The organism is Streptomyces sp. NPDC026377, from assembly GCF_055567715.1.
Genome location: NZ_JBVHPV010000018.1, coordinates 135,710 through 154,793, shown reverse-complemented (window position 1 = coordinate 154,793; position 19,084 = coordinate 135,710). Strand labels below are relative to the sequence as shown.

Genomic DNA, 19,084 nt, shown 5'->3' with positions numbered 1-19,084 from the left:
GGCCGCGCCCCGGGTATCTCCGGCGGCCCCCCCCCCCCCCCCCCCCCCCCCGCCCCGCCCCCCCCGGGGGGCGCGCCCCCCCGGGCCGGGGGGGCCCCCGCGGCCGTCACCGGTGCTCGCGCACCCGGACGACCCGCAGGGCGGGCGAGGAGAGGATGTCGCGCTCGCAGTGGCGCGAGGTGACCCAGCGCTGGCGCGAGTAGAGCCTCGTCTGGTCGCTGTAGTGGGGCGAGCGGACGTTCTCCGACTGGGAGTACGTCAGCAGGGTGCGGGCGACGGGGCAGCGGCCGCCGTCCCAGCCGACCGCCTGGATGTGGCTCGATCCGGTCGACACCTCGGTATAGCCGCGCGCCGGGTCCCACACCCCCTCGACCTTGTTCCAGATGCCCAGCGCCTCCGTCCCGCCCGAGACGGGAAGGCGCTCGCCGTCGCGGACCACGTACTGGTGGTCGCCGAGCGCCGAGTCGAGCGGGATGCCCGCCGCACGCAGCTCACCGACCGCGTCGGCGAGTGCCCGGGCGACGCCGGGCGAGGCGGTGTTGAGGGTGTTCGGCGTGTGCACCGGGTCGGCTGCGGAGAACGGCACCTTCCACAGCTCGGCCGCCGGCACCGTCGCCGTCAGCCTGCGCCAGTAGCGGTCGAAGAGCAGGGCGCCCCGGCTGCGGGCGTCGACCGTACGGTCCCAGCGGGCCAGCACCGGGCACGCCCCGGACACGTCGACGCTCCTGCCGGCGCTGTCCGTCGCGGTCCCGCCGGGCAGCGCGGCGCACGCCCCGGCGGTGCCGGCCGCCGCCAGGTGCCCGGCGGGCGCCCGGTCGGCGAACTCCTGGCGCTGGAGGTCGGCGACCGTGAGGCGGCCCTTGGCGGCCATGGCCGAGACGTCCTCGACGGCCCCGCGGGTGCGCAGCGAGCGTGCGGTGGCGACGGTGCCGAAGATCCGCTCGTAGCCGGTCAGCGGACGATCGGCGTTGGTCAGCCAGGCGCTGTCGTTCGAGTTCTCCACGTACGCGGTGTCCTGCAGCACCGGCATCCGGGCGGGCCCGAAGACCCCGGGCTGAACCGCGTCCGGGTCCGAGCCGAGGGCGCAGTCGCCGCGCGAGCCGTCGAGGACGGCGACGCCCGAGGCCGGATAGAGGGCCCGGCCCAGCGGGGTGGAGCAGCGCGCGGCCAGGTCGTCGGTGATCCGGGGGAGGACCTGCGACTGGGTGAAGAGGGAGTGCCCGTGCGCGTCGGCGGCGACCGTGTTCACCCAGGGCAGGCCCTGGGTGCGGCGCAGCGACGCCAGGACGTCGTCCGCGCTCCGCGCCCGGGAGAAGCCCAGTGCGGTGTCGGAGGCGCGCAGATTGAGGGAGTTGGGGTCGTTCAGGGCGAACGCCGAGGCCGCGGTCCAGGGCAGCGGCACCGTCGGGCTCAGCCCGGTCACCACCGGTCCGTACCGCGTCCACCACTGGGTGCGCGTCACCGGGGCGCCGCCCTTGACCGCGACCGTCACGGTCCTGCGGGTCATGCGCTCGGAGCGGCCGTCCACGAGGTACGCGGTGGGGTCCGCCGGGTCTAGGGTCAGCTGGTGGAGGTTGAGGGTGACGCCGGTGGCGACGGTGTGACTCCAGGCCACCCGGTCGTTGAAGCCGATGCTCATGGTCGCCGTGCCGAGCAGGGCCGCGCCGGAGACGTTCAGCTCACCGGGGAGGGTCTGCTGCATCTGCCAGAAGCGGCGGCCCCCGTGCCACGGGTAGTGCGGGTTGCCCAGGAGCAGACCGCGCCCGTTGGCGGTGGCGGCCCCGCTGAAGGCGACGGCGTTGGAGCCCATGTCGGCCTGGTCGGCCGCGAACAGCCGCTGGGCCGCCTTCGCCGCGTCGGCGGGATCGGGCGCCGCGGGGGTGGGCATGGCGGGCGTGGGCGCGGCGGCCGGCGGCTGGGCGGCGGTGATGGCGTCGGTCACGCGCCCCTGGCCGCCGAGCACGGATATCGCGAAGCCGCGCGCGGCCACGTCGACAACGCTCACCGGGCGTACCCAGGCCGCGCCCCGGCACGCCGGGTCGGTGACGCGGTGCTGCTTCAGCCAGGCGTTGTAGCCCGCCGCCCAGCCGCGCATCAGCTCCCCCGACTGCCGGCTCGGCCCGGCGGGCGCGGGCGTGGCCAGCAGCTTCTCGACCGTGCGGGAGTCGCGTACGGAGGTGAAGTACAGGTCGCTGGAGAGGTTCTTGGTGGCGGCCGACAGCGAGCCGTCGGGGGCCGCGTCCGGGCCGAACCACTTCGACCGCTCCCCGCGCAGGGTGACGAACCCGTCGGCGAGGGTGCACACCTGGTCGGCCGCCTGGGCGTAGCCGGTGCCGAAGCCGAGGCCGGCGTAGTCCTTGGCGAGGATGTGCGGGATGCCGTACTCGGTGTAGCGGATGACGGCCGACAGGCCGCCCCCGGAGGGGTGGTGCTCGCGGCCGCCGGGCGCGGCCGAGGCCGTCGGGGACAACGAGGCCGAGGCGGTGAGCAGGGCGACACCGGCCAGCGCGAGGCGCGCGATCCGGGTGCGGACCCGGGTGCGGGCGCCTGGACGGGCGGGGGCGTGCGTACGGGTGGTGCCTCGGCCGGTGTCGCCGCCGCCGGTGCGGGCGGCGGTCCGGGCGGTGTTGGTGCGGTCGGCGATGCGGGTGCGGAGAGCCAACGTTCCTCCCAACTCGGGGGATGCCACGGGTGGTTGCCCGTGACACACAAAGTGCCGCCAGCCACTCAGTCAGCCCCGGGCACCCCTGTCAACAGGCCGGCCGGTACGCGCTCCCGCGAATCCCTCCCCTCCCCGCAAGCCGCACCTCACCCCGCGGGCCGCACCTGCCGCTCACCCCGCAAGCCACCCCTGCCGTCTCACCCCGCCGCAGGGGCGTCGCGCAGGTCCACGATCCGTTGGAACTTGCCCACCGACCGCTCGATGGTGTCGGGGTCGACGACCTCCACCCCCACCGAGACCCCGATGCCCTCCTTCACCGCCGCCACGATCGACCGCCCGGCCGCCTCGCGCTGCCCGGGCGCGGTGCCGGCCCGCGCCTCCACCCGTACCGTCAGCGCGTCCAGTCGGCCCTCCTTGGTGAGCCGCAGCTGGAAGTGCGGGGCGATGCCCGGCGTGCGCAGCACGATCTCCTCGATCTGGGTGGGGAAGAGGTTGACCCCGCGCAGGATCACCAGGTCGTCGCTGCGGCCGGTCACCTTCTCCATCCGCCGGAACACCCGGGCCGAGCCCGGCAGCAGCCGGGTGAGGTCCCGCGTCCGGTAGCGGATCACCGGCATGGCCTCCTTGGTGAGCGAGGTGAAGACCAGTTCCCCGCGCTCGCCCTCGGGCAGCACCTCGCCGGTGAGCGGGTCGACGACCTCCGGATAGAAGTGGTCCTCCCAGATGTGGAGCCCGTCCTTGGTCTCCACGCACTCCTGCGCGACGCCGGGCCCCATGACCTCCGACAGCCCGTAGATGTCGACCGCGTCCAGGGCGAAACGCTCCTCGATCTCGCGGCGCATCTCCTCCGTCCACGGCTCGGCGCCGAATATCCCGACCTTGAGCGAGGTCGTGCGGGGATCGACGCCCTGCCGCTCGAACTCGTCGAGGAGCGTCAGCATGTAGGACGGGGTCACCATGATGATCTCGGGGCGGAAGTCCTGGATGAGCTGGACCTGGCGGGCGGTCATACCGCCGGAGGCGGGGATCACCGTACAGCCGAGCCGCTCCGCCCCGTAGTGCGCGCCCAGGCCGCCCGTGAACAGCCCGTATCCGTACGCCACATGCACCTTGTGACCCGGGCGGCCGCCCGCCGCGCGGATCGAGCGGGCCACCACGTCCGCCCAGGTGTCCAGATCGTGCTGGGTGTAGCCCACCACGGTCGGGCGGCCGGTGGTGCCGCTGGAGGCGTGGACACGGCGGATCTCGGACTCGGGGACGGCGAACATCCCGAACGGGTAGTGGTCGCGCAGATCCGCCTTGGTGGTGAAGGGGAAGCGGGCGAGGTCGGCGAGGGAACGGCAGTCCTCGGGCCGTATCCCCGCCTTGTCGAACGCCTCCCGGTAGAAGCCCACGTTCTCGTACGCATGGCGCAGCGAGGCTCTCAGCCGGTCGAGCTGGAGCGCCTCCAGCTCCGCCCGGCTCAGCCGCTCCGCAGCGTCCAGCAGGGGTTCCATGGGCCGCTCCCGTCCTCGCCGGTCGTCACTCCGCCAGAAATCGGACGACCGATCATTCGGTAGTTCTGCTCGGGTTCAGTAATCCAGCCACGCGCCCGCACCGTCAAGACCTGTGGACAACGTCCCCGCGCCTCCCCGGGGCACCGGACGCGGCTCGGCCGCTCAGCCCGCCGACTCCACGGCCACCGCCCGTGCCCACCGGTAGTCCGCCTTGCCGCTGGGCGAGCGCTGGATGCTCGGCGCGATGACCAGGTGGCGCGGCACCTTGTACCCGGCGAGCCGGGTGCGGCAGTGGCTCTGGATGGCGTCGAGCGTCGGGGCCTCGGCGCCCTCGCGCACCTGCACCACCGCCGCGACCTGGTTGCCCCAGGTGGCGTCCGGCACCCCGGCGACCAGCGCGTCGTAGACGTCCGGATGGGACTTGAGCGCCTGCTCGACCTCCTCCGGATACACCTTCTCGCCGCCGGTGTTGATGCACTGCGAGCCGCGCCCGAGGACCGTGACGATGCCGTCCTCGTCGACCGTGGCCATGTCGCCGAGCAGCACCCAGCGCTCGCCGCCGCGCTGGAAGAACGTCTCCGCGGTCTTCGCCGGGTCGTTGTAGTAGCCGAGCGGCGCATGGCCGCGCTGGGCGATCCGGCCGGGCTCGCCGGGCTTCACCGGCTCGTGCGTGGCCGGGTCGACCACCGCCGTACGGGAGTTGACGCGCAGCCGGAAGCCCTTGTCGGGGCCGGAGTCGTCGGTGGCGGTGCCGTTGAAGCCGGACTCCGAGGAGCCGAAGTTGTTGAGCAGCATCGCGTTCGGCACCAGCGCGCTGAACTGGGTGCGGACCGTCTCCGACATGATCGCGCCCGAGGACGAGACGCTGAACAGGGACGAGCAGTCGATGCCTTTCAAAGGGCCGCTCAGGGCGTCGATGAGCGGGCGCAGCATCGCGTCCCCCACCAGCGACACGCTGGTGACCCGCTCCTTCTCGATCGTCCGCAGGACCTCCTCGGGCACGAACTTACGGTGGATCACCACCCGCTGGCCGAAGTGGAAGCCGATGAACGCGGTGAGGGTGGAGGTGCCGTGCATCAACGGGGGAGTGGGGAAGAAGGTGATGCCCTCGCCGCCCGCCGCGACCCGTTCGGCCAGCTCCTCGGGGCGGGTGACCGGCTCGCCCGTCGGCGCGCCGCCGCCCAGACCGGAGAAGAACAGGTCCTCCTGGCGCCACATCACGCCCTTGGGCATGCCGGTGGTGCCGCCGGTGTAGATGATGAAGAGGTCGTCGGGGGAGCGGGGTGCGAACCCCCGCTCTGCCGACCCGGCCGCCTCCGCCTCGGCGAACGGCACCGCGTCCAGCGCGGGCGCGCCCTCGGGCGTCTCTCCCACCCGCAGGAGATGGCGCAGCCTGCCGGTGTGCGGCAGCGCGCCCGCCACGCGCCCGGTGAACTCCGCGTCGAAGACCAGAGCGGCCAGATCGGCGTCCCGGTAGAGGTAGACCAACTCCTCCTCCACGTACCGGTAGTTGACGTTGACCGGGACGATCCGCGCCTTCAGGCAGCCGAGCACGGTCTGGAGGTACTCGACGCCGTTGTACAGATGCAGGCCCAGGTGTTCGCCCGGCCCGATGCCGCTGTCGATCAGGTGGTGGGCGATCCGGTTGGCGGCGGCGTCCAGCTGCCGGTAGGTCAGCCGCCGCTCCGCGCCCGTTCCGGGGTGGTCGAGGTGGACCAGGGCCTCGCGGTCGGGGACCACGTCGACGACCGACTCGAACAGGTCGGCAAGGTTGTACTCCACCGCTCCTCCTGACCCCGGCGTCATCCGCGTGGCCGTCATCAGAGCAGAGGCCGCCACAAGTGGGAAGGGGCTCCCACGAAAGAAACTGACTGCCTGTCAGAAAACTCTTGAACTGCGCCCCTCGCTCCTGCAACCTGTTCCAGTCCGACGACGGGAGGCAGGTCCATGGGTGGCACCGAACACCTCACCGTGCGGCGCGAGGGCGCCACACTCGTACTCACGCTCAGCCGGCCCGAGGCCAGGAACGCGCTCTCGCTTTCGATGCTGGTCGGCCTCCATGACGGCTGGCTGGAGGCCGACGACGACGACGCGGTCCGCTCGGTCGTCCTCACCGGCGCCGGCGGCGCCTTCTGCGCGGGCATGGACCTCAAGGCCCTGGCGGGGCAGGGCATGGAGGGCGAGGCGCACCGCGACCGCCTCAAGGCCGACCCGGATCTGCACTGGAAGGCGATGCTGCGCCACCACCGTCCCCGCAAACCCGTGATCGCCGCCGTCGAGGGCCCCTGTGTGGCGGGCGGCACCGAGATCCTCCAGGGCACCGACATCCGCGTGGCGGGCGAGAGCGCCACCTTCGGACTCTTCGAGGTCCGGCGCGGCCTCTTCCCCATCGGCGGCTCGACCGTCCGGCTCCAACGCCAGATCCCGCGCACCCACGCCCTGGAGATGCTGCTCACCGGCCGGCCCTACACGGCGCGCGAGGCCGCCGCCATCGGGCTGATCGGCCACGTCGTCCCGGACGGCACCGCCCTCACCAAGGCCCTGGAGATCGCCGAACAGATCAACGCCTGCGGGCCGCTCGCCGTCGAAGCGGTCAAGGCCTCGGTGTACGAGAGCGCCGAGATGACCGAGACCGACGGGCTCGCCGCCGAACTCGAGCGCGGCCGGCCCGTCTTCGACACCGCCGACGCCAAGGAGGGCGCCCGCGCCTTCGCCGAGAAGCGCCCGCCCGTCTACCGGCGCGCCTGAGCGCGCACCTGCGCCGCGCCCGAGAAGGAGACCCCGATGCCCGAAGTCCTCAGCGCTCCCCTGGTGGTCGAGTTCCCGTTCACCCGCTCGCTGGGCCCCGTCCAGAGCGCCTTCCTCACCGGGCTGCGCGAGCGGACCGTCCTCGGGGTGACGACCTCCGACGGCAGGACGCTCGTGCCGCCCGTCGAATACGACCCGGTCACCGCCGAGGAGCTGCGCGACCTCGTCGAGGTCGCCCCCACCGGCACCGTCACCACCTGGGCCTGGAACCCGGCCCCGCGCCGGGGGCAGCCGCTGGCGCACCCCTTCGCCTGGGTCCTGGTCCGGCTCGACGGCGCCGACACCGCGCTCCTGCACGCCCTGGACGCCCCGGGACCCGAGGCCGTGCGGACCGGGATGCGGGTGCGGGTGCGGTGGGCCGGGGAACGCGCGGGCGCCATCACGGACATCGCGTGCTTCGAGCCGTACGAGAGCGATCCGTACGAGAGCGAGAACGCGGGGCAGCCGCGCCCGCACAGCGGTGAGTTCGCGGACCCGGTCACCGGGATCGTCGCCCCGGCCCGGCTGGACTACACCTACAGCCCGGGCCGGGCCCAGGCCGGATACATCGAGGCGCTGGCCGAGCGCAGGACCGTCGGCGAGCGCTGCCCCTCGTGCCGCAAGGTGTACGTGCCGCCGCGCGGAGCCTGCCCCACCTGCGGGGTCGCCACCGAGGAGCGCGTGGAGGTGGGCCCGGCCGGCACCGTCACCACGTACTGCATCGTCAACATCAAGGCCAAGAACGCGATGACCGACGCCATCGAGGTGCCTTACGTGTACGCGCACATCGCCCTCGACGGCGCCGACCTCGCCCTGCACGGCCGGATCGGCGGCATCCCCTACGACCAGGTGCGGATGGGGCTGCGGGTCGAACCGGTGTGGAGCGAGGGCGGCCGCCACCCCGACCACTACCGGCCCACGGGCGAGCCCGACGCCGACTACGACTCGTACAAGGAGCTGATCTGATGGGCCCCGCACGGGAAGTGGCCGTCGTCGCCTTCGCGCAGAGCGACCACCGGCGCCGCACGGACGAGCTCTCCGAGGTCGAGATGCTGATGCCGGTGCTGCACCGGGTGCTGGCGAGCACCGGACTGCGCACCAGCGACATCGGCTTCACCTGTTCCGGCTCCTCGGACTACCTCGCGGGCCGCGCCTTCTCCTTCACCATGGCCCTGGACGGCGTGGGCGCCTGGCCGCCCATCGCCGAGTCGCACGTGGAGATGGACGGCGCCTGGGCGCTCTACGAGGCCTGGGTGAAGATCCTCACCGGCGAGGCCGACACCGCGCTCGTCTACTCCTACGGCAAGTCCTCACCCGGCGAGCTGCGCGAGGTCCTGACCCGCCAGCTCGACCCGTACTACCTGGCGCCCCTGTGGCCCGACTCCGTCGCGCTGGCCGCGCTCCAGGCCCAGGCCCTCATCGACGCGGGCGACACCGACGAGCACGCGCTCGCCGTGATCGCCGCCCGCAGCCGGGACTCCGCCGCCGCCAACCCCCATGCCCAGGTGCGCGGTTCACGGCCGCAGGGCGACTACCTCGCACAGCCCCTGCGCACCGGCGACTGCCCGCCCGTCGGGGACGGGGCCGCCGCCGTGATCCTCGCGGCGGGCGACCTCGCGCGCCGGCTGTGCGAGCGGCCCGCCTGGATCCGGGGCATGGACCACCGCGTCGAGGCCCACGCCCTCGGCGTGCGCGACCTGACCGACTCGCCCTCCACCCGGCTCGCGGCCGAACGCGCCGGAGCCTTCGAACGGCCCGTGGACACCGCCGAACTGCACGCCCCCTTCAGCTCGCAGGAGGTCGTCCTGCGCAAGGCGCTGAGGCTGGCCCCCGGGGTACGCGTCAACCCCTCCGGGGGCGCGCTCGCCGCGAACCCCGTGATGGCCGCCGGGCTGATCCGGATCGGGGAGGCCGCCGCCGGGATCCACCGGCGCGAGTCCGACCGGGCGCTGGCCCACGCCACCTCGGGGCCGTGCCTCCAGCAGAACCTCGTCGCCGTACTGGAGGGGGAGCCGTCGTGAGCAAGGAACCCGTGGCGGTCGTCGGGATCGGCCAGACCAAGCACGTCGCCGCCCGCCACGACGTCTCGATCGCCGGACTGGTCCGCGAGGCGGCCCGGCGCGCCCTCGACGACGCCCAGCTGGAGTTCGCCGACATCGACGCCGTCGTCATCGGCAAGGCCCCCGACTTCTTCGAGGGCGTGATGATGCCGGAGCTGTACCTCGCCGACGCGCTCGGCGCGGTCGGCAAACCCCTGCTGCGCGTGCACACCGCCGGCTCGGTCGGCGGCTCCACCGCGCTGGTCGCCGCGAACCTGGTGGCCGCCCGCCTCCACGGCACCGTCCTGACCCTCGCCTTCGAGAAGCAGTCCGAGTCCAACGCGATGTGGGGCCTGTCCCTGCCCATCCCCTTCCAGCAGCCACTGCTCGCCGGGGCGGGCGGCTTCTTCGCGCCGCACGTCCGCGCGTACATGCGGCGCTCCGGCGCCCCCGACACCGTGGGTTCGCTCGTCGCGTACAAGGACCGGCGCAACGCGCTCCTGAACCCGTACGCGCATCTGCACGAGCGGGACATCACCCTGGAGAAGGTGCAGGCCTCCCCGATGCTCTGGGACCCCATCCGCTACTCCGAGACCTGCCCCTCCTCGGACGGGGCGTGCGCGATGGTCCTCACCGACCGCGCGGGCGCGGCCCGTTCGCCCCATCCGGCCGCCTGGGTGCACGGCGGGGCGATGCGCAGCGAGCCCACGCTCTTCGCGGGCAAGGACTTCGTCTCGCCGCGCGCCGGCAAGGACTGCGCCGCCGACGTCTACCGCCAGGCCCGGATCGCCGATCCGCGCCGCGAGATCGACGCCGTAGAGCTGTACGTGCCGTTCTCCTGGTACGAGCCGATGTGGCTGGAGAACCTGGGCTTCGCGCCGGAGGGGGAGGGCTGGAAGCTCACCGAGTCGGGCGTCACCGAACTCGACGGGGACCTGCCGGTCAACCCCTCGGGCGGAGTACTCTCCACCAACCCCATCGGCGCCTCCGGCATGATCCGCTTCGCCGAGGCGGCCCTCCAGGTGCGGGGGCGGGCAGGTGAGCACCAGGTGGAAGGGGCGCGCAGGGCGCTCGGGCACGCCTACGGCGGCGGCTCGCAGTTCTTCGCGATGTGGCTGGTCGGCTCGGAACCGCCCGGCCGGTAGGGCGTGCTCTGCGGATCCTGTCGGCTTCGGTCCTGCCGCACGGGTGTCCGGCCCCCCGGAACCGTACGGGTGCCCGGCCCCCCCGGAACCAGGCACGACCCGAAGGCCACCCCATGGGCGCGGCAGGCCGGTCGGCGGGGCGTCCCGGCCCGTCGACGCGGGTGGGGCGCGGTACTCCTTCCGTGGCCTGTCCGGGACCGGACGCGATCGCTAGTCTGGCCCGGACGACAGGGAACCGGGAGGAGCAGGACGTGGCCGAGAGCACCACCCAGCAGACCCTTGTGGGCTGGGACAAGCCGGATCTCGATCTCAGCAAGGCCGACTGGAGGTCGAGCAGTCAAGGGACGGGAGACGTCCAGATCGCGTTCGTGGAGGGGTTCATCGCGATGCGCAACGGGGGCCGCCCCGGCAGCCCCTCGCTGATCTTCAGCCCGGCCGAGTGGCGCGCCTTCGTGCTGAACGCGCGCGACGGCGAGTTCGACCTCACCTGAGGCACGGGCCGTCCGCACGGGCAGCAGCAGCCGCGCGGCCCGGTCCGCCGCGCTCCCGTCCGGCCCGCGCGCCGGGCGGGAGCGGCGCCCGCCCAGGGGCCCCGAGGCCGTCCCGGTCCACCGCCCGCCGCCGTGGCTACCATGACCCGCATGCCCGACCACTCCCTCGTTCTCGACCTCGCCCTCACCGTCCGCCACGACGGACGCGGCGGCATCGCCGACGACCTGAGCGGGCCGGAAGGGCTGACGGCGTGGGTACGGGAGCATGCGAGTGCCCTCGACACCGGCCCCGACGCGCTCGCCCGCACCTTCACCGCCGACGACGGCGCCCTCACCGCCGTGCGTGCGCTACGGGCCGCCGTGCGCGCCCTGCTCGCCCGCGCGGTGCGCCCGGAGCCGCCGAGCCACGCCGACGCCGAGCCGCTGCCGTCCGCGCGGACGGCCCTGGACCTGCTGAACGCGGCGGCCGCCGCCGTCCCCACCGCGCCCCGCCTGGAATGGCCCGAGGGCGCCGAGCCGTACACCGTCGAACGGAGCACCGGCACGCCCGGCGCCGCTACGGCGCTCGCCGCCGCGCTCGCCCGCGCCGCCATGGACTTTCTGGCCGGCCCCGACCGGGAGCGGCTGCGTGCCTGCCACGCGCCCCGGTGCGTGCGGTACTTCCTCAAGGAGCACCCGCGCCAGGAGTGGTGCGAACCCTCCTGCGGCAACCGCGCCCGGGTCGCCCGCCACCAGCGGCGCCGACGGCTCCACGCCGAGCCGTAACCCCCCGGCGGACGTCAGGCCTCCAGCGCGTCCGCCTCCTCGAAGAGGTGCGCCCAGGGCCGCTGCCCCCGGCCCGCCGCCTCGACGCCGGTCCTGTTGTACCGGGCCGTCGTGCGCGACCACGCCAGGTTGCCGCTCATCAGCGCCCGCATCCCCGCCACATAGTCGTCGGCCTGGGCGCGCAGCTGGTCCGAGACGCCCGTGCCCGCGAGCGTCTCGGCGAGCTCGGCCGCGAGCGTCTGGAAGAGCTCCACCCGGGAGTTGGCCAGCCGGGCGACCTCGCGGGCGGCCCGGTCCACCGAGAGCCCGGACCCCCGGTGCAGGATGATCACGCTGTTGTTGACGTCCCCGGCGGCCAGCTCCTTGTCCACCGAGACGATGTCGTTCACGAAGATCACCACATCGGCGGTGATCCAGCGCATCTCGGCCAGCGGGCTGCCCCGGTGCAGCTCGTCGGGGAGCGTGTAGCGGCCGCACCGCTCGACGAGGTCCAGACAGGGCTGTACGCCTATGGAGTCCCGGCGCCCGCGTAAGAACCCCGGCAGCGACGGCAGCCCGGTACGGGTGCGGTTGACCGCCTCCCAGTGATACGCCGTCAGATACTCCCGCCAGTGCTCCCGGAAGCGGTTCTGCCACAGGAGCGGGGTGCCGTCGCTCAGCCGCTTCCACAACTCCGCGAGCGTGCCCGCGAGATGGCTGGTGGGGTCGCCCGGGGCGGGGCCCCGCTCGCTCATCGTGCGCAGCATGATGTCGATCTGCCGCGCCACCGCGTCGGGCTGCCGGCCGATCGGACCGTCGAACTGGTCGTCGAAGACGAAGAACCAGGCGTTGAGATCGGTCGCCAGCGCGAGATCGGCGTCGTCGGCGTCCGGGTAGAAGTACGCCATCAGACGTTCGAGCCCCATCGCGTCGTACTCGTCCGTGGCCTTCTGGCCCGAGAGCATCCCGAACCGGTGAAGCCAGTCCAGCGTGTGCTGACGCGCCAGCCCGTGGCGCGGATGGCAGCGGGCGGGGAACGGGATGTCCACCAGTCCCGTGCGGCCGTACGACTGCTGTGAGCCTGGTGGGGACGCCATCGCTCCGCCTCCTGAACGCCGAAGGGGTGAGCAGCCTTGGGCGGATCTGCTGTCCGGAAAGCTCATAGTGCGCCCGTGGCCGGAACCGCACAAGCGGCGTGTGGGCCGGTGCTTCGCGCCCCCGGGTGCGGACCAACGCCCCAGCAGATCCAGGCCAGTCAGTCAAGCCGGGTTTGCAAGACAGTCACATCGGTGTCACGGTGCGTGTCCGAACGCGTAGGCTCGGCCCTACTGCCAAAAGGGGACGGTTGTGGCGGACTCGAAAGGCCGGCGGACCAGTGGTGCGCGCAGGCGGCTGTTCGAGCGGGAGAACGAACTCCTGCTCCTCGAAAGCATGTTGGACGACCTGTGCGGCACCGGAGCCGAGGGGGATACGACCGCGCCGAGCGGCGGGCTGCTCGCGATCGCGGGAGGCGCCGGACTCGGCAAGACGAGCCTGATCGCCGAGATCCGCAGGGAGGCCGTCGCACGCGGCTGCACCCTGCTGACGGCCCGCGGCGGCGAGCAGGAGCAGGGCGTGGCCTTCCACGTGGTGCGCCAGCTGGTGCAGCCCGTACTGGCCGCGACCGGCGAGAACGAACACCGCCGGATACTCGGGACCTGGTACGACATCGTGGCGCCCGCGGTCGGCCTGGTCGCCGTCCCGGGCGGTGGCTCGCCCGACCCGCAGGGCGTGCGCGACGGCCTCGACTGGCTGGTGACCCGGTTCGCCGTCCAGCACATGCCCGTGGTGCTCATCGTCGACGACGCGCACTGGGCGGACGACGAGTCCCTCAGCTGGCTGAGCTCGTTCGCCCTGCGCGCCGCCGAACTGCCGATCCTGATCGTGACGGCCTACCGGCCCGAGGAGCTGCCCTCGCAGGCCGTGGAGTTCCGCAGGCTCGCCGAGCGGCACGGCTCCCGGCCGGTGACCCTGTCCCCGCTCTCCCCGCACGGCGTGGGCAGGCTCGTCCACGACGTGCTGCAGAACGGCGCCGACGACCTCTTCTCCCGCGAGTGCTGGGCGCTCACCGGAGGCAACCCCTTCGAGGCCGTCGAACTCATCGCCAAGATCCACGAGCGGAACATCAAACCGCACTACGCCAACGCCGCCGAGCTGCGCGAACTCGCCTCCACCGCCCGCGGCAGCGGACTGGTCGAGCGTCTGGAGCGGCTCGGCCCCTCGCCGGTGAGACTGGCCTGGGCCGTCGCCATCCTGGGCACCTCGGTCGACCCGCAGATGGCGAGCAGCGTGGGCGGACTGGGCGCCGAGGAGTCGGTGGACGCGATCCAGCGGCTGCGCGAGGCCCGCATCCTGGCCGAGCGCTCGGGCGACACCGACCGGCTGGACTTCTTCCACCCGCTGGTCGGTACGGCCGTCTACCGCGCCATCCCGCCCGCGATGCGGGTGGCGATGCACGGCCAGGCCGCGGTCCGCGTCACCGAGGCGGGCCTCGGGCCCACGGTGGCCGCCCGCCACCTGCTGGAGATGCATCCGGAGGACGACCGCTGGGCGGTGCAGCAGCTGAGGGCCGCGGCGCGCGAGTGCATGCGGGCCGGTGCCCCCGAGGCGGCCCGGCGCTGTCTGGCCCGCGCCCTGCGCGAGCCGCCCTCCCTGGAGGACCGGGCCCAGGTGTTGTTCGAGCTCGGCTGCTCGGCGCTCCTGAACGAACCGGCCACCACCGTCAACCACCTCCAGGCCGCCCTGGAGGAGCCGGAGCTCGACCCCGCCCTGCGCGAGGCGATCACCTGCCGCCTCGCCCAGGCGCTGGCCCACACCGACCGGATGGGCGAGGCGGCCGAACTCGTCGCCGCCGAGGCCAGGATCTCCACCAACCCGCGCACCCGGCTGCGGATGCAGGCCGAGGGCTTCAAGTGGAACGCCTTCCGCGCCGACGAGGAGGACTCCGCCGCCCGCTCGCGCAGGCTCGCCCGCCTCGCCGACCACCTCACCACCCGCGGCATGGCCGAGCGCTACATCCTGGGGCTGCGCGCCTGGGACGCCATGGTCCGCGGCGAGCCCGCCGCCACCGCCCTGGCCTACGCCGAGGAGGCGCTGGGCGACGGGCTCTCCTGGACCGACGAGGAGTGGGGCTTCGAGGTCCCCGTGATGGTCGCGCTGACCTTCATGTACTGCGACCAGCCGGGGCGCGCGGACGAGCTGTTCAGCCGGGGCATCGAGGAGTGCGAGAACCGGGGCTGGCGCGGCGCCCACCTCTCCTTCGGGCTCACCCTGCTCGGCTACATCCGGTTCTGCCGCGGCCGCCTCGCCGAGGCCGAGGACCTGGTCCACGGCGGGCTGCGGATCGCCGACCGGGTCGGCCAGCGCATCCCCGCGCAGTGGTTCGCCCTCGGCATCCTGATGGAGATCCTGCTGGCCAGGGGACGGGTGGACGAGGCGCAGGAGCTCTCCGACCGCTACAACTACGGCCAGGTCGTCCCCAACGCCGTGGTCTACCCCGACTCCGAGACCGTCTACAGCGAGCTGCTGCTCGCCCGGGGCCTGCGCACCGACGCCGAACAGCGGCTGCGCGCGGTGGGCCGGCGCCTGGACCGCAGGGGCATGCGCAACCCGGCGTGGTGCCCCTGGCGGCCGCTGCTCGCCGAGGCGCTGGCCCACGTGGACCCGGCCGAGGCGCAGAAGGTGGCCGACGAGGCCGTGGAGCTGGCCCGCCGGTTCGGCACGGCCGGAGCCATCGGCCGGGCCCTGCACTCGGCCGCCAAGGTCACCACCGGTGCGAAGAGCCTCAAGCTCCTCGCGGAGGCCGTGCAGTACCTGGAGCGCTCGCCGTCCGCGTACGAGCTGGCCCGCGCGCTGATCGACCACGGCACGGCGCTCAGCCGCGCGGGCCTGCCCCAGGACGCCTCGGAGCTGCTGGTCCGGGGCATGGAGTCCGCCGCGAGCTGCGGCGCCGACGCGCTGGCGGCCCGGGCCCGCGACGAACTGGCCGCCTCGGGGCTGCGTCCCCTGCGGCTGCGTGCGGTGGGCACGGACTCGCTGACCGCCCAGGAGAAGACGGCGGCCGACCGGGCGGCACGGGGCTGGGACAACACCCGCATCGCCGAGGAGCTGGGCCTGCGGGAGCGGGGCGTGGAGCTGCTGCTCTCGGGCGTCTTCCGCAAGCTCGGCACCGACCGGGCCGGACTGCCGGACCTCCTGCGGTACCCCGAGGGCCACCCGGGCCCCGGGACGCCACCGTACTGAGCGGCCGTACGTGGGCCGGGGCCCGTCGCGGCGCCCCGGCCACGTACCATGGCGGCATGTCGTTCCTCCGCCGCCGCAGCTCCGCCACTCCCGCGGGCCCGGACTTCGATGTCCTGGCCATGGACCCGGGCGACTGGCCCGGAAACCTCGGGGCCGGGCTGCTGCCCGCGCCCGACGGAAGCTGCCAGGGCGTCTTCCTGCGCTACGACCTGTTCGGCGGCCGGGGCCCCGCGATGGTCATCGGCAACCTGCCCGAGGGCTCCCCGGCCCGGGAGCTCGACGAGGGCCAGGTGCCCTTCGAGGTCGCCCAGCTCCTGCTCGCGCTGGAGAACGACGAGCCCGTCGAGGTCGTCGACTCCGAGGACATCCCCGTGATGCAGGGCGACAACCTGCTCATCGTGCGGCGCCTGAAGCTCTCCGAGAGCCGCGTCTCCTGCGTCCAGTTCGACCGCAGCGACAAGGTGCTCGTCACCATCGCCAGCTGGGACCGGCCCATCACCGACGATCTCTACGCGCTCCTCAAGCCGCTTCCCGCCGAGCTCTTCCAGCAGGGCTGACGGCGACAGTGGCAGGTCAGCGGCCTGCCACTGGTCTCCTCCTCTGATACGACACGCCCTTCCCGCAGCGCTCTTGACGCGCCCTCACCCGGGGTCACACAGTGTGCGCGCACCGCACCCCAGGTGAACTCCCCGCAGGAAGGGCCGCCATGACATCCCCTCAGAGGTCCGGGCTCGCTCGCGCGCTGATCGCCACCGGCGCCCTCGGCCTGGCCCTCCTCGCCCCGGCGACACCGGCCGGTGCCCAGGAGCGTGCCACCGAGTGCCCGCGCGTCCTGTCGTGCGACTGGATCCCGGCGGCCTACCAGCAGAACGGCGATCCGGCCAACAAACAGGCGTACGGGAACTACGACATCTCCGACCGGCCGTCCACCAACCCGGTCAAGTACATCGTCCTGCACGACACCGAAGAGGACTACGCGGGCACGATCCGGATCTTCCAGGATCCCAGGAGAGCCGTCTCCGCCCACTACGTCGTACGTTCGTCGGACGGCCATGTGGCGCAGATGGTGAAGACCAAGGACGTCGCCTGGCAGGCCGGGAACTGGTACGTCAATACGCACTCCATCGGCATCGAGCAGGAGGGCGTCGCCGTCGAGGGCGCCACCTGGTACACCCCGCGCATGTACCGCTCCACGGCCGCACTGGTGCGCTACCTCGCCGCCAAGTACGACATCCCCCTCGACCGCCAGCACATCATCGGCCACGAGAACGTGCCGCCGACCACGGCCGCGGGCACCAAGAACATGCACTGGGACCCGGGCCCGTACTGGGACTGGAACCGCTTCATGGCTCTGCTCGGCGCCCCCACCCACCCCACCACCCGCCCCGGCAGCCAACTGGTCACCATCAGCCCCGACTTCACCGCCAACCAGCAGGTCTTCCGTGACTGCGAGAAGAACACCGACCTGCCCCGCCAGGGCAGCAGCGCCGTCCCCCTCCGCACCGAACCCTCCACCACCGCCCCGCTGTTCGCCGACCCGGGTCTGCACCCGCCCGGCCGGCCCGGCACCGCCTGCGTCAGCGACTGGGGCAGCAAGATCAGCGCCACCCAGCAGGCCGTGGTGGCCGAGCGCAGACCCGGCTGGACGGCGATCTGGTGGTACGGCCGGAAGGCCTGGCTCCTGACCCCCGAGCACACCCGCACCACCACCCCGACGGCCGGCCGGGTGGTCCGGCCGAAGCCCGGACTGGCGGAGGTGCCGGTGTACGGCGTGGCCTACCCCGACAAGGCCGACTACCCGGCCGGCTTCACCGCCCCCCGGGTGGGCGCCCCGTTCCCGTACACCATCAGGGCGGGCCAGTCCTACCCCGGCGGCGGCGAGGCCCCCACCGGCTACTTCTACGCGCCGACGATCGACTCCTCGCTCCCGTACGACCACACGTACTTCCCCGGCGCGGCGAAGTACGTCACCGTCCAGATCGGCCACCGCGTCGCCGTGGTGCGGGCCGCCGACGTGGATGTCGTACGGGTGCGCTGAGAGCCCGCACACGGCGGCGCGCCGCGCGCCCGGTGTGTCGGCACCGGGTGCGCGGCGCGCCCCTTTCCCGGGCCCCTCCGGCGGAGCAGGTAGCCGGAGAGGCCCCTCACGCGGCGGTCAGCGGGTCCCGACCGCCGCACGCACGGCCCGACGCGCCATGGCGCAGTCGTCGTGCAGCCTGCGCAGCAGCAACCGCTGCTGCTCTCCGGCCGAGGGCACACCCGGCTGCTGCGGCGAGGCGGTGCCCGAGGGCGCCGAGTCGCGCATGGCGCGCTGGACGGCCGTCTCGTACGTCCGGATCTCCCGGGTCAGTACGAGCATCAGGTTCACCAGGAAGGCGTCCCGCGCGGCCGGGCCGGCGGCCTGGGCCGCCTGGCTGATCTGCCGCCGGGCGACGGGGGCGTCCCCGAGTACCGCCCACAGCGTCGCCAGGTCGTACCCCGGCAGATACCACCCGGCGTGCTCCCAGTCGACGAGCACCGGACCCGCCGGCGACAGCAGGATGTTCGTCAGCAGCGCCTCACCGTGCGAGAACTGCCAGGTGACCGGGCGGCCCGCGTGGGCCAGACCGTGCAGCAGCTTCTGGAGGTCGCTCAGATCCCGGTCGGTGAAGAGCCCGAGCTCGTGGTAGCGGGCGATCCGTGGCGCGTACTCCAGCGGCCGGGTGAACATCTCCGCCGGCGGCCGCCACTCGTTGACCCGGCGGATCGCCCCGAGGGCGGCCCGGATGTCGGCCCGGGGCGGCGCCTCGACCGGGTGCCGGGCCAGGGCCGCCGCCCGGCCGGGCATCCGCTCGATCACCAGGGTGCAGTTGTCCGGGTCCGCGGCGATCAGTCGGGGCACCCGCACGGGTGGGCGGTGCCGGACGAACGCGCGGTAAGCAGCTATTTCGTGCCGGAACCGCTCGGCCCAGGCGGGCGAGTGGTCCAGGAGGCACTTGGCGACCGCCGTGGCGCGGCCGGTCGTGCCGACCAGCAGCACGGACCGGCCGCTGCGCCGCAGGACCTGCACCGGGTTGAATTCCGGGCAGACGCGGTGCACGGACGCGATGGCCATCCGCAGCTGCGCGCCCTGCGGACCGGACAAGTCGATCCTCCCGCTGAGCGGTTGGACGCCCGCCCCGGGCCGCCGCGCGGTCCGGCCGGCGCCGAGCGCCGCCGGAGCGGCGTGCGAGGGGTCGAGGTACGGTCCGCCGCCCGTCACCAGGTGGCGGTGCGGCCGGGGCGGGGCTGACACGGAGGACGATGCTGTGTACATGGGCGAGACAGATCCCTTCGTGCGCCGACGAGTTGCTGGCCAGCCCGGCCCGGTGGCCCTGATCCCACCCTGGGGAATGGGGTCCGCCTGCCGGGGCGGGGTGGCGCCTTCTTACCTGACACCCGACCGCGGGTGGCACACCAT

14 protein-coding genes are annotated in these 19,084 nt (G+C 73.5%); 9 read left to right on the top strand and 5 right to left on the bottom strand.

The window, feature by feature from the left end:
* Positions 1-106 precede the first annotated feature (106 nt).
* From ACZ4MU_RS29590 to ACZ4MU_RS29580, 3 genes are all read right to left on the bottom strand, one after another.
* Positions 107-2,521 carry a penicillin acylase family protein gene (locus ACZ4MU_RS29590; RefSeq protein ID WP_467882358.1) on the bottom strand — a complete coding sequence of 805 codons (2,415 nt, stop codon included), beginning with the start codon at positions 2,519-2,521 and terminating at the stop codon, positions 107-109.
* A gap of 338 nt (positions 2,522-2,859) precedes the next feature.
* Complete coding sequence (gene paaK, locus ACZ4MU_RS29585; RefSeq protein WP_467882344.1) at positions 2,860-4,158, bottom strand: phenylacetate--CoA ligase PaaK; 1,299 nt, start codon at positions 4,156-4,158, stop codon at positions 2,860-2,862.
* 162 nt (positions 4,159-4,320) lie between these two features.
* Positions 4,321-5,940, bottom strand: a complete 1,620-nt coding sequence (locus ACZ4MU_RS29580; protein WP_467882342.1) for an acyl-CoA synthetase — start codon at positions 5,938-5,940, stop codon at positions 4,321-4,323.
* A 165-nt stretch (positions 5,941-6,105) separates the two neighbouring features.
* Here ACZ4MU_RS29580 and ACZ4MU_RS29575 point away from each other — a divergent pair, with 165 nt between their 5' ends.
* The 6 genes from ACZ4MU_RS29575 (at position 6,106) to ACZ4MU_RS29550 (ending at position 11,385) form a co-directional block, all read left to right on the top strand.
* Positions 6,106-6,906 carry a crotonase/enoyl-CoA hydratase family protein gene (locus ACZ4MU_RS29575; RefSeq protein ID WP_467882340.1) on the top strand — a complete coding sequence of 267 codons (801 nt, stop codon included), beginning with the start codon at positions 6,106-6,108 and terminating at the stop codon, positions 6,904-6,906.
* A 36-nt stretch (positions 6,907-6,942) separates the two neighbouring features.
* Complete coding sequence (locus ACZ4MU_RS29570; RefSeq protein WP_467882338.1) at positions 6,943-7,911, top strand: Zn-ribbon domain-containing OB-fold protein; 969 nt, start codon at positions 6,943-6,945, stop codon at positions 7,909-7,911.
* Positions 7,911-8,966 (top strand): thiolase domain-containing protein, encoded by a 1,056-nt coding sequence (locus tag ACZ4MU_RS29565; protein WP_467882336.1) that lies wholly within the window; start codon positions 7,911-7,913, stop codon positions 8,964-8,966. Before ACZ4MU_RS29570 ends, ACZ4MU_RS29565 begins: the two co-directional genes overlap by 1 nt.
* On the top strand, positions 8,963-10,129 hold the full coding sequence (locus ACZ4MU_RS29560) for a thiolase domain-containing protein (protein WP_467882334.1): 1,167 nt from the start codon (positions 8,963-8,965) through the stop codon (positions 10,127-10,129). The genes ACZ4MU_RS29565 and ACZ4MU_RS29560 overlap by 4 nt, the downstream gene beginning before the upstream one ends.
* 251 nt (positions 10,130-10,380) lie before the next feature.
* Complete coding sequence (locus ACZ4MU_RS29555) at positions 10,381-10,620, top strand: DUF397 domain-containing protein (RefSeq protein ID WP_101386816.1); 240 nt, start codon at positions 10,381-10,383, stop codon at positions 10,618-10,620.
* A gap of 150 nt (positions 10,621-10,770) precedes the next feature.
* Positions 10,771-11,385, top strand: a complete 615-nt coding sequence (locus ACZ4MU_RS29550; protein ID WP_467882333.1) for an ABATE domain-containing protein — start codon at positions 10,771-10,773, stop codon at positions 11,383-11,385.
* A 14-nt stretch (positions 11,386-11,399) separates the two neighbouring features.
* On the opposite strand, the gene ACZ4MU_RS29545 is transcribed toward ACZ4MU_RS29550, so the two are convergent.
* A complete protein-coding gene (locus ACZ4MU_RS29545; RefSeq protein ID WP_467882331.1) occupies positions 11,400-12,461 on the bottom strand; it encodes an isoafricanol synthase in 1,062 nt (353 codons plus the stop codon).
* A 334-nt stretch (positions 12,462-12,795) separates the two neighbouring features.
* Between ACZ4MU_RS29545 and ACZ4MU_RS29540 the strand changes: the two genes are divergently transcribed.
* The 3 genes from ACZ4MU_RS29540 (at position 12,796) to ACZ4MU_RS29530 (ending at position 17,683) form a co-directional block, all read left to right on the top strand.
* On the top strand, positions 12,796-15,645 hold the full coding sequence (locus ACZ4MU_RS29540; protein ID WP_467882356.1) for an ATP-binding protein: 2,850 nt from the start codon (positions 12,796-12,798) through the stop codon (positions 15,643-15,645).
* Between the two features lie 56 nt (positions 15,646-15,701).
* Positions 15,702-16,202, top strand: a complete 501-nt coding sequence (locus ACZ4MU_RS29535) for a glycosyltransferase family protein (protein ID WP_329396377.1) — start codon at positions 15,702-15,704, stop codon at positions 16,200-16,202.
* 149 nt (positions 16,203-16,351) lie between these two features.
* Positions 16,352-17,683 (top strand): N-acetylmuramoyl-L-alanine amidase, encoded by a 1,332-nt coding sequence (locus tag ACZ4MU_RS29530; protein WP_467882329.1) that lies wholly within the window; start codon positions 16,352-16,354, stop codon positions 17,681-17,683.
* Positions 17,684-17,800: 117 nt separating this feature from the next.
* Here ACZ4MU_RS29530 and ACZ4MU_RS29525 read toward each other — a convergent pair whose 3' ends face one another.
* Positions 17,801-18,940 (bottom strand): aminoglycoside phosphotransferase family protein, encoded by a 1,140-nt coding sequence (locus ACZ4MU_RS29525; RefSeq protein WP_467882328.1) that lies wholly within the window; start codon positions 18,938-18,940, stop codon positions 17,801-17,803.
* Between the last annotated feature and the right edge of the window lie 144 nt (positions 18,941-19,084).

What these genes read in the sequence shown, in the direction of transcription:
- paaK (WP_467882344.1), bottom strand. Translation starts at nt 4,158, where the DNA reads ATGGAACCCCTGCTGGACGCTGCGGAGCGGCTGAGCCGGGCGGAGCTG.
- ACZ4MU_RS29545 (WP_467882331.1), bottom strand. Translation starts at nt 12,461, where the DNA reads ATGGCGTCCCCACCAGGCTCACAGCAGTCGTACGGCCGCACGGGACTG.
- ACZ4MU_RS29550 (WP_467882333.1), top strand. Translation starts at nt 10,771, where the DNA reads ATGCCCGACCACTCCCTCGTTCTCGACCTCGCCCTCACCGTCCGCCAC.
- ACZ4MU_RS29530 (WP_467882329.1), top strand. Translation starts at nt 16,352, where the DNA reads ATGACATCCCCTCAGAGGTCCGGGCTCGCTCGCGCGCTGATCGCCACC.
- ACZ4MU_RS29540 (WP_467882356.1), top strand. Translation starts at nt 12,796, where the DNA reads ATGTTGGACGACCTGTGCGGCACCGGAGCCGAGGGGGATACGACCGCG.
- ACZ4MU_RS29570 (WP_467882338.1), top strand. Translation starts at nt 6,943, where the DNA reads ATGCCCGAAGTCCTCAGCGCTCCCCTGGTGGTCGAGTTCCCGTTCACC.
- ACZ4MU_RS29525 (WP_467882328.1), bottom strand. Translation starts at nt 18,940, where the DNA reads ATGTACACAGCATCGTCCTCCGTGTCAGCCCCGCCCCGGCCGCACCGC.
- ACZ4MU_RS29535 (WP_329396377.1), top strand. Translation starts at nt 15,702, where the DNA reads ATGTCGTTCCTCCGCCGCCGCAGCTCCGCCACTCCCGCGGGCCCGGAC.
- ACZ4MU_RS29575 (WP_467882340.1), top strand. Translation starts at nt 6,106, where the DNA reads ATGGGTGGCACCGAACACCTCACCGTGCGGCGCGAGGGCGCCACACTC.
- ACZ4MU_RS29565 (WP_467882336.1), top strand. Translation starts at nt 7,911, where the DNA reads ATGGGCCCCGCACGGGAAGTGGCCGTCGTCGCCTTCGCGCAGAGCGAC.